Raw genomic sequence first — 16,223 nt, 5'->3', positions numbered from 1 at the left:
TGGCCTGTTTTTACCTATAAAAGGTCTTAATAAATCTTTATGAACAACCCCGACGTTGCTAAACAACTTGATGTGTTGCGTAGTCAGCTCAATGATTACAATTATCAATATTATGTCTTAGATGATCCAAGCGTACCCGATGCCGAGTACGATCGCTTGATGCGAGAACTCGAAGCGCTCGAGGAAAAACATCCTGAACTCATCAGTCATGATTCTCCAACCCAAAAAGTCAGTGGTCAGGCTTCGGATGCATTCACTCCGGTGCAACATGAAGTGCCAATGTTGTCTTTGGATAATGCCTTTGCAGACGAAGAGTTTAGTGCATTTGATAAACGTATTCAGGACCGGTTGAAAAGGTCATGGACAGTGGAATACAGCTGTGAGCCCAAGTTAGATGGATTGGCCGTGAGCATTTTATACGAACAAGGATTGTTGGTGCGTGCCGCAACTCGTGGAGATGGACAAGTCGGTGAAAACATTACAAACAATGTGAAAACCATTGCTAATGTGCCGTTAAGGCTACGAGGAAACAATTATCCCCAAAGGCTAGAGGTTCGAGGCGAAGTCTTTATGCCAAAGCAGGGATTTGAAAAACTGAATGAACAACAAAAAGCCGCAGACAAAAAAGTATTTGTTAACCCCAGGAATGCGGCAGCGGGCAGTTTGAGGCAGCTCGATCCAAAAATAACAGCTTCGCGACCTTTGTTATTTTATGCGTATTCGGTGGGGTTAGTTGAAGGAGAAGTAGAGGCGCTAGCCAATCGACATTCTGAGCGTTTGCAACAGTTAACTATTTGGGGATTACCAGTCTGCAAGGAGATCGACACTGCATTAGGCGCCCAGCAGTGCCATGACTATTTTGCCAAAATTGGTCAACAACGCGACGACTTGAGTTACGAAATTGACGGGGTCGTTTTCAAAGTCAATGACATCGAAGTACAAAAAGAATTAGGATTTGTTGCTCGTGCACCGCGCTGGGCAATCGCTCAAAAATTTCCAGCTCAAGAGCAAATGACTAAGTTGTTAGAGGTAGAATTTCAAGTTGGCAGAACCGGTGCCATTACGCCTGTCGCAAGATTAGACCCGGTGTTTGTTGGTGGCGTGACTGTTTCAAATGCAACCTTGCACAATCAGGATGAAATACACCGACTTGGCGTAAAAAAGGGCGATACTGTTGTGATTCGCCGTGCCGGTGATGTGATCCCGCAAGTGGTTTCTGTTGTTTCCCATCTGCGCCCAGAAGATGCTGAAAATATTGTCTTTCCTGAGCATTGCCCGGTGTGTGAATCAAACATTGAAAAGCTTGAAGGGGAGGCAGTAGCCCGTTGCACCGGTGGGTTGTTTTGCGGTGCTCAACGAAAAGAAGCAATGAAACATTTTGCGTCACGCAAGGCATTAGATGTAGATGGTTTGGGCGATAAGCTTGTGGAACAGTTAGTTGATCAGAAACTGGTAAAAGGGCCCGCGGACTTTTTTAAGTTAGACGTTGCACAGTTAGCAAATATGGAACGCATGGGCGAGAAATCTGCGTCCAATCTGGTTAACGCATTGATCACTGCCAAGACAACAACCTTGCCCAAATTTTTGTATTCTTTAGGTATTCGTGAAGTGGGTGAGACGACTGCGGCAAATCTAGCCAATCATTTTCTCAATCTTGAAGCACTAAAAGAAGCGTCATTAGAACAACTTCAAGAGGTCAATGATGTTGGCGTGATCGTTGCTCAGCACGTGTTTCATTTTTTCAGAGAACAGCACAACCTTGAAGTGATTAATGATTTGTTAGATGTTGGCTTAAATTGGCCCAGCATCGAGGCAAAATCTGAAGATCAACAACCGTTAAATGGTCAGACATTTGTTTTGACCGGTACCCTACAAACGATGGATAGAAATCAGGCCAAGGCGCAATTACAAGGCTTAGGCGCAAAAGTTTCTGGCAGTATTTCGGCGAAAACGCACTTTTTGGTAGCGGGAGAAAAAGCAGGCTCCAAACTGACTAAAGCGCAAGATCTTGGTGTCGAGGTGTTAACTGAAGAAGAGTTAATTCATTTGTTCACCCAATATAGCTAAATTCGCAGCAACTACTTTGTGTTTTGTGGAGAGGGATATGAAAACTATTAATTTGAACCAAAAATTTGACTTAATAGACGGGTATTGGCAGCCCAAAATTGTCGCTCAACTAAATGGACAGTACGTTAAATTGGCAAAGTTCAAAGGTGAATTTGACTGGCATTCTCACGAGTTTGAGGATGAGTTTTTTCAAGTCATTAAGGGACAGATAGACATTCTTCTCAGGGATCAAGTTATTACGCTTCGGCAAGGTGAGTGCTTTGTCGTGCCAAAAGGTGTTGAGCATAAACCAGTAGCAACAGAAGAAGCCCAGGTTCTGTTATTTGAGCCTATTGCAACCTTACAAACTGGGGATAAAACCACACCACTAACAGTAAATATCGACGATCAAAACTGGATCTAATTTTCATGCAATTCAAGGATTTTCTTCTAGTATAAAGTGCTATAGAAGGAGAGAAATGCATGTCTGAATTAAAAACACGACCTACAGATGCCGCTGTGGCAGATTTTATTCAATCGGTTGAGAGCAAACGAAGACGCGAAGATGCTTGGCTTTTGCTTAAACTATTCAAATCTGTTACTGGCAAAGATCCTGTAATGTGGGGACAGAGCATTATTGGATATGGAACCTATACCTACACACTAGCAAATGGCAAACAAAATCAATTTATGCGCTCAGGTTTTTCTCCTCGCAAACAAAATATGAGTGTTTATGTAGGAGCTGGTATGAGTGAAAACCCTCAGTTGCTCGAGCGGCTGGGAAAACACAAAACCAGTAAAGCGTGTTTATACATCAATAAGTTGGATGATATAGATTTGTCTGTTTTAGAAGAGTTGATCCGAGCAGATTTGGCGGTGATGGAACAGCGTTATCCCGAATAAAGGTACTGGAACTTTAATGAATCAACGTTGATCGTTGGTGTTGGTCACTCTGAGTTTTTTTCTGCGTTTCCAAGCTTTAGCCACGGAATATCGCCATAGGGCATTTAACCCGAGATAACCGGTGATGCCAAAGAAAACGGAACACACGGCGCAACCGACCAAAAAGGCAGGGCCAATGGTCTCAACGCTTTGCACCACCCAGGACCAACTTAGCTGAAATTCGAAATCTTGTTGGGGGGAGCCCATAACCCAGGTTCCTACCATGTAAGCTCCATAAAACATCGGAGGCATAGTAAACGGGTTGGTGATCCATACGGTGGCAACGGAAAGAGGAAGGTTAACGCGCAATGGAATCGACAGAGCGGCGGAAAGCCACATTTGGAAAGGCACTGGCCACCACGCAAAAAATAATCCAATCCCAAAGGCACCTGAGGCTGATTTTCTATTCAAATGCCAAAGGTTGGGATCATGAAGTACCGTGCCAAACATTTTAAGGGCTTTTTGATCTTTAATACTTTGATGATCGGGTAAAAAGCGTTTTATAAATTTTTTAGGCATGCTCTGTCGACTTAATTACTACAATAGAGGCAAAGGATTTGCTCAATACACTAAAAGGATTGAAACCATTATGGGTTGTCAGTTTCATGACAACTGCAATGTCTAGCTTGATATGGCCATCACTTCCTTCCCCAATCATACTACCCCTTTTATTCGTTGTCGCTTTGTTCGCTATCAAATATCCAACAGGCGTTTTTCTTTCCGGTGGCGCATTTGGTATCGTTTGGATGGCGAGTGTAGGTCATTGGCAGGTAAATTGGCAACTCTCAACGCAGGAAATTCGTCAAATACACAAAGTAACAGGCTCGATAGAGAGTATTGTGCAAAATACCGAGCGCATACGATTTAATTTACGGCTATCTCGAATTGATGGTAAGCGGGTTCTAAGTGCTCCAAAAATCCGCTTGAGCTGGCGCAATCCGGGTCATACGATTAAACAAGGTCATCAGCTTCAACTAGAAGTTAAACTTAAACCGGTTCACGGATTAGCCAATGAAGGTGGCTTTCGTTATCAGCAATGGCTGATGGCAAATCGCATCGTAGCAACCGGTTATGTGCGCGATAACCAGACGGCTGTTATCGTCGATGACAATATTTCGACTAGACAAACTTACATTGACTTAATCAACAAGATGCCTTTGCAGCATCGGCGTTGGATTATTGCCCTAAGCCTTGGTGAAAGAGGGCAGTTTACCCAACCGGATTGGCAGCTTCTTCAGGAAACCGGTACAGCTCATTTAATGGCTATATCCGGCTTGCATTTGGGAATTGTAGCCACGTTGTGTTATTCGCTATTTGCATTGCTATTTCACCTTATTTGCCGATTTTTTGCCTTACCACAATCAATAAACTATCAATTGATTATTTTGAGCTTAGTGTGTTTTTGTACTTTGTATTACGCAGTATTAGCGGGCTTTGCTTTACCCACGTTTCGTGCATGGATCATGCTAGTTTTTTGGACTTTACTGATTTGTTTGAACCGTTTTGTTCGGCCCTATTATTTTTTACTTTATTGTTCCTTTATCTTCATGCTAATCGCACCATTAAGTATCTTGAGTGCCAGCTTTTGGTTGAGTTTTAGTGCTGTGTTTGCCATTGCGCTTATCAGTTGGCGGTGGCCAGCGAAACATGATGAAACCTATAGTTTGCTTCGAAAAATCACTCTAATAGTTAAACAAACGGTTGTTTTGCAAATTGCATTAAGCATTTTATTAATCCCTGTAGTCGCTGGCTTTTTTTCTCTGTTTGTTCCCAGTTCAAGTTTGATTAACTTGATAGCGATCCCTTTTGTGACCTTTATCTTAGTGCCAATATGCTTAGCAGGTGTGTTGTGTTTACCTTTCTCATATGGGCTAGCATTTTTGTGTTTTTCAACGGCTGATAAATTGCTTGAGTTTAGTGTCAACGCATTGCTTTGGCTGGTATCTGGTTTACCAAGTGCAGTTGATTTACCGCATGTGTCTGCGATTGCTTGGTTATTTATCTTATTGTGGCTGTTGCTGCTTGCATTGCCAATAGGTCGAACATCTAAAGTGACCAGTGGCTTACTCTTGCTACCATTTTTGAGCTATGTCGCGCCAAATCGAACACAACCTTGGTTCGTTCATTCATTAGATGTAGGCCATGGATTGACGATCGTAATAGAACGTCATGGGCGGGCGATGGTTTATGATGTTGGCGCTGCATTTCAATCGGGATTTAATATGGCGGACAGTGCGTTGCTGCCATTTCTGAAATATCGGGGAATTAACAGTATCGATTGGTTGTTTATTAGTCATGATGACAACGATCATGGCGGTTCACTACCTATCGTGTTGCGCAACATTCATGTAAACCAAGTACTTACTAATCAAGATAGTTGCAATGCGTCTTTAGATTCAACATGGCAAGGACTTGAGATAAAAGGGTTGTGGCCACATCCTTTAAGTGAAGCCAAAGGGAATGATGCATCGTGCATGCTCCGAATAAGTGATGGTAGGCAAAGTGCATTGTTACCCGGTGATGTTTCATCTAGAGTCGAGAAAGAACTCATTGAAAATGATTCTCTTTTTCTTGAGTCAGACGTGTTAATTGCTGGCCATCACGGCAGCAAAACATCCAGCTCTAACAATTTTGTTAATGCCGTTGCACCTAAACATGTGATCTTTAGCCATGGTCAGCACGCAAGCTGGGGATTCCCTGCTCAGATTGTGGTCAATCGTTTTTTCCAAAAAGGTGCCCAGATGCATAGCACCTCTGAGTCAGGCCAAATAAGCGTTACCTTTAACGTCGGTGACTATCCATCAATGCAGGTTAGCCGTTATCGGGAACATCTGTTACCTGTTTGGTACAATCAAACATATGGATTAAACGATTTACAATAATATGTCATTGATAGTTGGGGATTTTAGCGCCAGCAGTTACAATTAGCGCATATGAATAATGAAACCAAACAGTTAATGAATTCTTCTTCTCCACAGCCCTCATTGTTTAGGCGTTTTTCGGTATACCTGAAAGACTTCAAGTTTGCTTTTGTCGTAGCGATATTCGGTATGATTGGATATGCCTCAATAGATGCGTGGATTTTTTCACAACTACAGCCAATTATCGATGAAAGTTTAGGGCAGCAGAATTATCAAAACCTGCGTATTGCTGCCTATTTTGTTGTGCCGATATTTGTTCTGCGCGGCTTGTTTAACTTTATGGGGACTTATACGCTGTCTTGGATAGGCAACCAAGTTGTGATGCGAATGCGTCAACAATTGTTTGAAAAATATATTCATTTGCCGGTGTCTTATCATGACAATCATGCTTCTGGCGGCCTTATTTCTAAAGTGATTTACGATACAGAGCAGGTATCTGCTGCGGCGAGCAAAGCTCTATTAACTCTTGTTCGAGAAGGGGCTTTTGTGATCGGTTTACTAACGGTAATGTTTTATTATTCTTGGCAATTGTCGTTGGTGTTTTTATTGATAGGCCCGGTAGTTGCTGTGATCGTTTCTGTTGTAAGTAAACGTTTTAGAATGGTGAGCAAAAATATCCAACAAGCCATGGGTGATCTAACGTCGTCTGTTGAACAAGTCATTAAAGGTCATAAAGTTGTTCTGATGTTTGGTGGACAAAAGCAAGAAAAAGTGCGTTTTAATGATAAAAATAATAACAACCGCCAACAGAACATGAAGCTTATCGTTGCTAGGATACTGAGTGTGGCGTCTATTCAGGTGCTCGCGTCGATTGCTCTCGCTGTGGTGCTCTATATCTCCAGTTTACCAGCGATGGTCGAAGAACTAACACCTGGCATTTTTACTACTGTTGTTGTGTGTATGACGATGTTGTTAAAGCCACTTAAGCAGCTTACAACCGTCAACAGTGAGTTCCAGCGAGGAATGGCCGCCTGCAGTAGTGTTTTTGCGGTACTAGACCAAGATGAAGAAGCAGACAAGGGGCAAAGATCAGTTGATCGTCTAAAAGGAAAAATTACCTTTAACGATGTCACCTTTACCTATCCAGAAGGACAAACGCCAGCATTAAAAAGTATCAGCTTTGATGTGGGGGTAGGGCAGACCTGTGCATTAGTTGGCCGCTCTGGTAGTGGTAAGTCGACGATATCAAGCTTGCTGACACGATTTTATAATCATCAACATGGCGACATTCTGCTGGATGATATTCCTATCGCCGATATCAAGTTAACAGATTTACGCAAGCAGTTTGCCTTGGTGTCGCAACATGTAACGTTATTTAATGACACCATTGAGAACAATATTGCCTATGCAGCGAAAAACGTTAGTCGAGAACAAGTGCTAAAAGCAGCGAAGATCGCTCACGTCGAAGAGTTTGTCGAACTCCTACCAGAAGGCTATAACACTATGGTTGGAGAAAATGGACTAAAATTATCGGGCGGACAACGCCAGCGCATTGCTATTGCCAGAGCAATTCTGCTCGATGCACCAATTCTTATATTGGATGAAGCGACATCAGCCTTGGACACGGAATCTGAACGATTGATTCAAGACGCGCTAGATAAATTGCAACAAGACAGAACCAGCATTGTTGTCGCCCATCGGTTATCAACTATTGAAAATGCGGATCAAATACTGGTTATTGAGCAAGGGCAGATTATTGAACGCGGAGATCACACTTCGCTACTCGCTCAAAACGGGGCATATTCTCAACTCCACAGTCTCCAGTTTAGTGAAGGGAAAAAAGACTAAGTGACTTTTATTGAAAAAGTATGGTTTCCATCTCATCCGATGTTTCGGTTGTTTAAATGGCTACTGTTACCTCTGATGATTATTTTTTGGTTGTTGTCTGCGTTGCGCAGAATGGCGTATAAAAACGGGTTATTCAGATCAAAAAAAATTGATGTTCCGGTCATTATTGTTGGCAATATATCTGTGGGGGGAAACGGTAAGACCCCGTTAGTTGTTTATCTAGCCCAATGGCTCAAAGAACAAGGATTTAAACCGGGAATTCTTAGTCGCGGCTATGGTGGTAATGCATCGTTTTATCCTGCCACAGTCGAGGCAGTGAGTGACGTAAGTAAAGTCGGTGATGAGCCTGTTTTGATTAAGCAGCGGGTTTCATGCCCGGTGGTTGTTGACCCCAAACGACCAAGAGGCGCAAAATATCTCGTTGACAAGCATGGGTGTGATCTGGTTTTGTGTGACGATGGACTGCAACATTACGCACTAGAGCGTGATATTGAAATTGTCGTGGTCGACGGTGCCAGGCGCCATGGAAATCGTTGGCTACTTCCTATGGGGCCGCTAAGGGAAACTGAGCAGCGGTTAACAGCTGTTAATTTTGTTATCAACAATGGTGGCCCAATCCGTGATAACGAAATCCTGATGGAAATTGTTGCCGATGATTTGGTTAATGTACATGACACGCAAGCACGAATGCCGCTGACAGCATTGCAGCAACCTGTAACGGCAGTGGCGGCGATAGGCAACCCACAACGGTTCTTCGATTTGTTGCAAGACAATAAGGTCCAGTTAAAAGAACAGATTGCATTTATTGACCACTATCAATTTGAGGAAAATGACATCCCTGACGACATCGTATTGATGACTGAAAAAGATGCGGTTAAATGTCGTCACATCGCTAAACAAGATTGGTGGTTTTTACCTATTCGAGCAGAATTGCCAGAGACCTTTCTTGTAGATTTAAAAAATAAATTAGATTTGATTAAAAAGAGATAAAACAACTATGGCGTTTGATAAAAAAATGCTCGACGTTATCGCATGCCCTGTGTGCAAGGGTAAATTGCACTATCTACCTAAACAAGCGGAGCTGGTTTGTCGGTTTGATCGATTGGCTTTTCCTATTAGGGAAAACATTCCTGTGATGTTAGAAAACGAGGCCCGTGAGTTGAGCTCAGAAGATCTGGAAAAAATGGACAAAAACTGACCATGAATTTTACTGTTATCATTCCCGCTCGCTATGCGTCGTCGCGTTTTCCCGGCAAACCTTTGGTTGAAATTCAGGGTAAAACCATGATCCAACATGTCCACGAGCGTGCCATGGAAGCGGGTGCCACACGTGTTATCGTCGCAACGGATGATGCGAGGATTGCAAAGACAGTTGACGATTTTGGTGGTCAATACTGTATGACCGCCGCACATCATGAGTCCGGTACGGAGCGCTTAGCCGAGGTGATCGATGTAGAAGGCTTACTTGCGCATGAATTGATTGTCAATGTGCAAGGGGATGAGCCTTTCATCCCCGCCGCAAATATACGACAAGTTGCCGAGAACTTGTTTCAGCATAAAGATGCAGAAATGGCCACGCTAGCAGTAAAAATAAAAGACGTTGAAGAAGCGTTTAATCCTAATGCTGTGAAAGTGGTCACTGACAAGCTCGGTTATGCATTGTATTTTTCTCGCTCCACTATTCCCTACGATCGCTCTCGATTTATGGATTCTGATGACATCGATGAGATAGGCGATTTTTATTTACGTCATGTGGGAATTTACGCGTACCGAGCCGGTTTTATTAAACAGTACGTGAATATGGCGCCTTCCGGTTTAGAGCAAATTGAATCTTTAGAGCAACTGCGAGTGCTTTGGCATGGCGAAAAAATCCATGTCGACATTGCCCAAAAAACACCACCCACTGGTATCGATACACCAGAGGATCTAAAAAAACTTATCAATGATATAGAACAAGGAGACTGACATGCCTGTAGCAGTAATCACTGGCGCCAATCGTGGAATTGGTTTGGAATTAGTCAAGTTTTACGTGGCCCAGAAGTGGGACGTATATGCATTGTGTCGAAACAGCTCTGATGACCTCAATGAATCCGGTGCCAAGATCATCAATAAAGTTGATGTCGGTAATCCGGATACGATTCCACTGGCCTTAAGCAAATTGAAAGATATCAAAATCGACTTGTTAATTAACAATGCTGGAGTATTGGGAAGAGACACGATTAAAGAATGGGACCCACATACCATTGAACACCAATTTCGCGTCAATGCATTGGGACCGCTATTAGTTACGCAGTGTCTTCTCGATCAACTGAAAAGTGGTTCTAAGGTTGCCCATATCACCAGCCGGATGGGTTCTTTAGCGGATAATTCTTCTGGGGGTTACTATGGTTACCGTATGTCAAAAGCAGCGTTGAATGCTGCGGGTGTTTCTATGGCGCATGATCTGAAGGAGCAAGGGATAGCGGTTGCGTTATTGCATCCAGGGTACGTTCAGACTGAAATGGTCAGTTACGGTGGCGATATTTCAGCAGAGTTAGCTGCATCTAGGTTGGCCAATGTGATTGACCAGCTTACAATAGAAAACTCGGGTTCATTTTGGCATTCAAACGGTGACGTTTTACCGTGGTAGCTTAGATACTGTCGGGAGGAACTTCATTGGCAACATTGTGGCGATTATATCGAGTTGAACTTGCTGCGAATTATCTGGTTATCCTGTTAATTTGTTTACACATTAATGTTGTTAACGCTAATGCAAGAGAGCAAGTGCACATTGCTGTGGCGACAAATTTTCTTGGAACCGCCCAACAAATTAAAAGTGAATTTGAGAAACACCACGATATCAATGTACTTTTAAGCGCTGCGTCAACGGGGAAATTGTTTGCTCAAGTTGTGCATGGCGCACCCTACGAAATATTTATGTCTGCTGATCAAGCTCGCCCCCAGCAGCTTGAACAACAAGGGTTGATTAAAAAAGGCCAGCGGTTCGATTATGCGATAGGCGAATTAGTCATTTGGCACCCTAATTATTCCACTGAGGATTTCGGGCTTCAAACTATGCTGAAGCCCGAGGTGTCGCGTATTGCAATGGCTAATCCTCGCACAGCGCCTTATGGCTTAGCTGCCCAGCAATTTTTAAATACCACTAAACTTCTTAATGTTCTCCAGCCAAAAATTGTTAGAGGAGAAAATGTCGGGCAGGCCATTCAGTTCGTCCGCAGTGGAAATGCTCAGGTCGGTATTGTTGCGCACAGTATGTTGATTGCCCTAAAGGAAAATATCAGCCATTACACAGCCATTGATCAGCAGCTCTACCGACCTATAGTTCAACAATTCGTTGTGTTGTCAGAACGCTCTGAAGTGGCGCTATTTGTGGATTTTCTGGCGTCTGACAATGCTCGTTCGATTATCAAACGAAACGGATATCGGATTCCATGATGTTTTCCGATGACGATCTCACGGCGTTGTGGTTAACCCTCAAATTGGCAAGTATTTCGACCTTGGTACTGATGCTTGTTTGCCTTCCATTCGCATATTGGTTGGCTAACACTAAATGGCGATTTAAGTTCATCGTTGAAGCATTGGTCGCCATGCCGCTAGTATTACCGCCTACAGTGCTTGGTTTTTATTTGCTTTTATTACTCAGTCCAAATGGCGTCCTGGGTCAATCTTCTTCTGCACTAGGGCTCGGTACATTGGCATTTAGTTTTAGTGGGCTGGTCATAGGCTCATGTATCTATTCCTTACCTTTTGTAATGCAACCATTGCAAAACGCTTTTGCACATATTCAATCCAGGCCCCTCGAAGTCGCGGCCAGTTTGGGGGCTACGCCTTTTGAACGATTTATCAGTATTGTTTTGCCCGCGATTAAACCTGGAGTAATCAGTGCTGCAGTATTAGGGTTTGCTCATACCCTCGGTGAATTTGGTGTCGTGCTGATGATTGGTGGTAACATTCCCGGTGAAACTCAAGTTGTATCAATCGCAATTTACGACCATGTTGAGACCTTGCAATATCAACAAGCCCATCTTTTATCCGGTGCACTTTTATTATTGTCGTTTTTATTGTTATTAACCGTTTATGCCAGTAATCGTAAATTCACTGTAGGTCGCAGTTGATGATAGAAATCTGTTTCCAACGTGCATTTTCTCATAAAACATTTGATGTGGATTTGTCTTTGCCTGAAACCGGAGTGACGACATTGTTTGGTGCGTCTGGATCAGGTAAGACAACTATTTTAAGGGTGCTGGCGGGATTAGATCGGGTACCAGGGGCTAAGGTAGCCTTTAATCAGCAAGTTTGGCAAAGTGACGATAAATTTGTACCGACACACCTTCGCAACCTTGGTGTGGTGTTTCAACAGCCAAGCTTGTTTAGCCATATGTCGGTTAAAAAAAATATTGAATATGCACTATCTTTGTCATGTGCATCGACAAAAAGTCCGAAGATAGACATTGCACCCTTAATAGAAAATTTTGAGTTGAAACCTCTTTATCAGCGAATGCCCGACGATTTGTCTGGCGGAGAGCAACAGCGCGTTGCGATTGTTAGGGCACTGGTAGCTCAGCCAGATATTTTGCTTATGGACGAACCGCTTGCATCACTCGATTCTGCGCTCAAAAACCAATTTATAGTATATATGCAAGATTTATTAGAGCAGCTATCAATTCCTGTAATTTATGTGACTCACTCATTGGGCGAATTGGCGCAATTGTCCGACAGGGTGGTGCTGACTCAAAGCCAAAAAATAGATTCTTATCAACAGACCAGTGCTTTACTTACCGATCTAAACCATGACTTAAATCAAACGGAACAAGCAAGAAGTCGGTTAACCGGGCAAGTTATTCAACATGATGAGGATATGTATTTAACTTTACTGCGAACGGCAGCAGGAGATTTTTGGGTACAGAAAGTAAACAAAGATTTAGGGGACAAACAATCTATTGTCATTCTCGCCAAAGATATCAGCCTTGTGCTGCATAAGCCTGTTGGAACAAGTATTTTGAATGTGATTCCGTCACAGATACATGAAGTCAAATCTGATGGGGCAGGCAAAGTGTTAGTAAAGCTTAAAGCAGGAGAGGACGCACTTTTGGCCCAGATCACGCGTAAATCTTTTATGTCTATGAAGCTAGAAACTGGACAAGTTGTTTATGCGCAAATAAAAGGCGCAGCACTGTCTTAACTGCGCCACGCCTTATTCTCTTTCTCTTTGTTTATGGTTAATCCGCTAATTTATACCGTTCTGGTAGCGAGCGCGGGCGGTATGTTCGCCGCTTTTTTCGCAGGCCCAAATACCGCTATTTGTCCCACTAACCACAGCACCAACATACCGGCTGGCACAAAATACCAATCTAAAGATGGCAGACTAAATACATTTACCAACACCATATTTAAGCCAATGGTTAATACCGCACCAATGATCACGCCTACGCTACTAATGAGAAAGTTTTCTAACATAAAGTAACGCACGATTGCAGATTGACTCGCGCCTAGAGCTCTGCGCGTCCCAATTTGCTTTTTGCGACGATTAACGCTGAAACTTGCCAAGCCGACAATACCGAGTGCTGTCACTATAGTCAAAATCACCATGGTGGTTGAAAGTATTTTAATCATAGCCGCATCACCGCGATAACTTCGCTCACGGGTTTCCTCAACACTGCGTAATCCGCGAATAATTCGCTGTTTGTTTGCTGAAGCAAGGGCTTCTTCAATCTCCGGCATTAAACGATCGCGCTCACCAGCTTGCGTACGAATAAAATAACGGGTAGAGGAAAACTGGGTAATTTCTGGTGTTAACACAGAATGCTCTAGATCACTCCAACCCACCCAAGGCGCCTGAATTTTATCCACTATGCCTTTGATGATCATGGGCTCGGTCTGGCTAATGTACATGGTTTTTCCTACGGCTTCCTGCCAGGGCGTATCAGGGAACAATGATTCAGCCAATACCTTAGTGATTAATACAGTATCAGGCCAATCACGCGTTCCATTCTCACGCCAGCGTACATCGGAAGGTGTAAAATCTTCACCGGCGATCACTTCAATATCCAAGGCTTTGGTGGCATGTTCATCAACCATGTAAATTGCTGCACCCTGATCCTCTTTGTTTTCTCCAGGCTCCGTTTGGAAACTCATTGACCAGCCACTCCCGCTATTGGGAATTGCATTAATTTGCACGGCGTCAATAACACCTGGAGTATTTCTAATTAGTTCTAAATCGGCAATAGTTGTGGCTTTAGAGTCGAATTCGTCACCAAATCCAGTGTTGGTAATGTAAAAGCTGTTTGCGTCATCAATTCCGCTTTCTCGCTGCATCAATTTCGAACGTTCAATAATAATGAATATCGAGTTGACGATGATCGTCATAGTGACAGCTATCTGAATTGCGATTAATACCGCGCCTACTTTGTTGCGCATCAGCGCGCGAAATATAGGGCCAATTTCCCATTTGTTGATGTTCATGATCCGCTCCTATTGGCTTTTTAGTTGGCTAGCAGGCTCGATATTGCATGCTCGCCACGTTGGGTAGACCCCGGCTAAAATACTTGAAATTAACGCCAGCAATATCGCACTGGCCACCATAGTCATATCTAGGCCAACGAGATTCTGCACGAACTCACCGTATAAGGTTTTGATGCCTTCAAGTCCAACAAAAGCTAATCCAAGACCCAATATGCCGCCAGCGACACCAATCACCGCGGTTTCTACAGTGTGTTGAATGAATAAGTCTGATTTAGATGCACCAACAGCCCGACGTAATCCGATTTCAGCCGCTTTTCCACTAAATTTGGAGAGCAGCAATCCAATGGTATTAAGCAAACAAACCAATAAGAACATGAATGATACCCACATCATTATTTGCGCATCATCGGCAACCACTTCTTGATTTTCCATCCATTCCATCACATTGGAAAGACGATTGTTGAGTGGGCGAGGGAATCGACCTAACGCTTTTTGCTCGTTGACATAATTGTTCATAAAGTCCATGTATTGAGCTTTCTCATCGTCATTACGCAATTCCACCCACATTTGGAAATTGACACATTCTGATTGTAAAAATGCTTGAAAACCTTCGCCTTCAGGGCTTTTCCAACAATTTGTATTGCCAGAATTAGTCATTTCCAGTTCTTGTTTCATATAAAAAGGCATGAAAATTTCTTCGGTCTCACCAAAGGCACCTGTTGTGACATCGTAAAAGCGCGGAACCAATAACCAATCATTCAATACGCCAATAACCCGAAAGTTTTTGCCAACGATACGAATGGTTTCTCCCACAGAATTCTTGCCACCAAAAACACGGTCATTGGTCGATTTACTGATAACAACTACATAATCACGGTTGTCATCGGCGCTACTTTGCCAGCTCGAACCATATAAAAATGGTGCATCAAACATTGGGAAAAAGTCTGCAAACGCAAGTCGAATACTCGCCATATACGGTTTTTCATCCTGACCTTGTGGCTCAACCACACCACCACTTGATGCCATGGCGGTTTGACGAAAGGCTTTTTTTGCTTTCATCAAATTTGTTGCGTCTGTCCACGTCATTTGGTCGGGCGGTTCGTTTGGTTCATTGGCAGGTTCAAACGGTGACCAACTGTCTAATTGCACATAGAATAGTTGGTCACTCTTATGTGGGATAGGATTGGCCGACATCAAATAATTTACCGTGATGGTCGTCATACTGGCACCAATGCCCAAACCAATCGCAGTGATCATTAACGCACTCAGAATGGGGTTACGTCTGATACTCTTTAGCGCTAAACGCAAATAATAACTAAACATGAGATTCTCCCGCCATTAAGCATTGGCAGCGTGTTCAAGGGACACTACTTCACTGAGTTCACTAACCTGGCCATCTCGAACATAAATATTGCGTTTCGCTTGTTTAGCCAGGTCTTGATCATGGGTGACCATGACGATTGTCGTTCCGGTGTCGTTGATTTCCTTTAGCAGTTCCATCACGCTCAATGCCATCTTGGTATCGAGGTTTCCTGTTGGTTCATCGGCTAATAAAAATCGTGGGCTACCAGCCAATGCTCGGGCAATGGCGACTCGTTGTTGTTGACCACCTGAAAGCTGCGATGGTAAGTGTTTCATACGGTTAGCCAATCCGACCAATTCGAGACTGTTTTCAATTCGCTTTTTGCGCTCGGCAGAATTAAAGCCGCGATAGCGTAATGGGACATCTACGTTGTCAAATAGATCCAAATCCGGGATCAAATTGAAGCTTTGAAAAATGAATCCAATTTTTTCATTACGAAGTTGGCTTCTTTGTTTGTCTGATAAGTTGCTGACATTCTTTCCATCAAGTTCGTAGGTGCCCCCTTCAAAGGTTTCTAACAAACCCGCTATATTTAGGAAGGTCGTTTTGCCCGAACCAGATGGACCTGTTACCGCTACAAAATCGCCCTCATCCACTTGAAGATTAAAGTCTCGCAAAGCATGAGTTTCAACAAGGTCAGTTCGAAATATTTTTTTGACGTTGTGCATAGTTAACATGGTAGTTTCCTTCTTGACGCTAAG

At 43.2% G+C, this 16,223-nt stretch carries 16 protein-coding genes; 12 read left to right on the top strand and 4 right to left on the bottom strand.

The features are described from left to right. Positions 1-39 precede the first annotated feature (39 nt). Genes ligA through FM019_RS15900 form a run of 3 tightly spaced genes read left to right on the top strand, consistent with a single transcriptional unit; the run spans position 40 to position 2,949 of the window. Positions 40-2,067, top strand: coding sequence for an NAD-dependent DNA ligase LigA (gene ligA, locus FM019_RS15910; RefSeq protein ID WP_143836943.1), 2,028 nt, complete (start codon positions 40-42; stop codon positions 2,065-2,067). A gap of 37 nt (positions 2,068-2,104) precedes the next feature. Beyond that, positions 2,105-2,470 (top strand): cupin domain-containing protein, encoded by a 366-nt coding sequence (locus FM019_RS15905; RefSeq protein ID WP_143836942.1) that lies wholly within the window; start codon positions 2,105-2,107, stop codon positions 2,468-2,470. Between the two features lie 59 nt (positions 2,471-2,529). After that, positions 2,530-2,949, top strand: coding sequence for a DUF1801 domain-containing protein (locus FM019_RS15900; protein ID WP_143836941.1), 420 nt, complete (start codon positions 2,530-2,532; stop codon positions 2,947-2,949). Positions 2,950-2,970: 21 nt separating this feature from the next. Here FM019_RS15900 and FM019_RS15895 read toward each other — a convergent pair whose 3' ends face one another. Beyond that, positions 2,971-3,507, bottom strand: a complete 537-nt coding sequence (locus FM019_RS15895; protein ID WP_143836940.1) for a DUF2062 domain-containing protein — start codon at positions 3,505-3,507, stop codon at positions 2,971-2,973. 98 nt (positions 3,508-3,605) lie between these two features. On the opposite strand from FM019_RS15895, the gene FM019_RS15890 reads away from it, so the two are divergent. From FM019_RS15890 to modC, 9 genes are all read left to right on the top strand, one after another. Continuing rightward, positions 3,606-5,870 (top strand): DNA internalization-related competence protein ComEC/Rec2, encoded by a 2,265-nt coding sequence (locus tag FM019_RS15890; RefSeq protein ID WP_185969313.1) that lies wholly within the window; start codon positions 3,606-3,608, stop codon positions 5,868-5,870. A 75-nt stretch (positions 5,871-5,945) separates the two neighbouring features. Continuing rightward, entirely contained in the window at positions 5,946-7,697 is a 1,752-nt protein-coding gene (gene msbA / locus FM019_RS15885; RefSeq protein ID WP_143837032.1) for a lipid A export permease/ATP-binding protein MsbA, read from the top strand. After that, positions 7,698-8,687 carry a tetraacyldisaccharide 4'-kinase gene (gene lpxK, locus FM019_RS15880; protein ID WP_143836938.1) on the top strand — a complete coding sequence of 330 codons (990 nt, stop codon included), beginning with the start codon at positions 7,698-7,700 and terminating at the stop codon, positions 8,685-8,687. A gap of 7 nt (positions 8,688-8,694) precedes the next feature. Continuing rightward, positions 8,695-8,895, top strand: a complete 201-nt coding sequence (locus FM019_RS15875) for a Trm112 family protein (protein WP_143836937.1) — start codon at positions 8,695-8,697, stop codon at positions 8,893-8,895. Between the two features lie 2 nt (positions 8,896-8,897). Continuing rightward, positions 8,898-9,662, top strand: coding sequence for a 3-deoxy-manno-octulosonate cytidylyltransferase (gene kdsB / locus FM019_RS15870; RefSeq protein ID WP_143836936.1), 765 nt, complete (start codon positions 8,898-8,900; stop codon positions 9,660-9,662). Between the two features lies 1 nt (position 9,663). Continuing rightward, a complete protein-coding gene (locus tag FM019_RS15865) occupies positions 9,664-10,326 on the top strand; it encodes an SDR family oxidoreductase (protein ID WP_143836935.1) in 663 nt (220 codons plus the stop codon). Between the two features lie 26 nt (positions 10,327-10,352). Further along, positions 10,353-11,132, top strand: coding sequence for a molybdate ABC transporter substrate-binding protein (gene modA, locus FM019_RS15860; protein WP_185969312.1), 780 nt, complete (start codon positions 10,353-10,355; stop codon positions 11,130-11,132). Continuing rightward, positions 11,129-11,812 carry a molybdate ABC transporter permease subunit gene (gene modB, locus FM019_RS15855; protein WP_221934387.1) on the top strand — a complete coding sequence of 228 codons (684 nt, stop codon included), beginning with the start codon at positions 11,129-11,131 and terminating at the stop codon, positions 11,810-11,812. The genes modA and modB overlap by 4 nt, the downstream gene beginning before the upstream one ends. Next, positions 11,812-12,879 (top strand): molybdenum ABC transporter ATP-binding protein, encoded by a 1,068-nt coding sequence (gene modC / locus FM019_RS15850; RefSeq protein ID WP_143836933.1) that lies wholly within the window; start codon positions 11,812-11,814, stop codon positions 12,877-12,879. The genes modB and modC overlap by 1 nt, the downstream gene beginning before the upstream one ends. 50 nt (positions 12,880-12,929) lie before the next feature. Here the strand turns inward: modC and FM019_RS15845 are convergent, their stop codons facing one another. From FM019_RS15845 to FM019_RS15835, 3 genes are read right to left on the bottom strand one after another with little or no spacing between them, the layout of a single operon-like run. Next, positions 12,930-14,159, bottom strand: a complete 1,230-nt coding sequence (locus FM019_RS15845) for an ABC transporter permease (RefSeq protein ID WP_143836932.1) — start codon at positions 14,157-14,159, stop codon at positions 12,930-12,932. A 9-nt stretch (positions 14,160-14,168) separates the two neighbouring features. Then, positions 14,169-15,482 carry an ABC transporter permease gene (locus FM019_RS15840; protein WP_143836931.1) on the bottom strand — a complete coding sequence of 438 codons (1,314 nt, stop codon included), beginning with the start codon at positions 15,480-15,482 and terminating at the stop codon, positions 14,169-14,171. Positions 15,483-15,497: 15 nt separating this feature from the next. Further along, on the bottom strand, positions 15,498-16,199 hold the full coding sequence (locus tag FM019_RS15835) for an ABC transporter ATP-binding protein (RefSeq protein ID WP_143836930.1): 702 nt from the start codon (positions 16,197-16,199) through the stop codon (positions 15,498-15,500). Positions 16,200-16,223 lie beyond the last annotated feature (24 nt).

It is taken from the genome of Aliiglaciecola sp. M165 (genome assembly GCF_007197995.1).
Lineage (GTDB): Bacteria > Pseudomonadota > Gammaproteobacteria > Enterobacterales > Alteromonadaceae > Aliiglaciecola.
The sequence above is the reverse complement of the archived record's forward strand: the minus strand, read 5'-3'. Positions and strand labels throughout refer to the sequence as shown.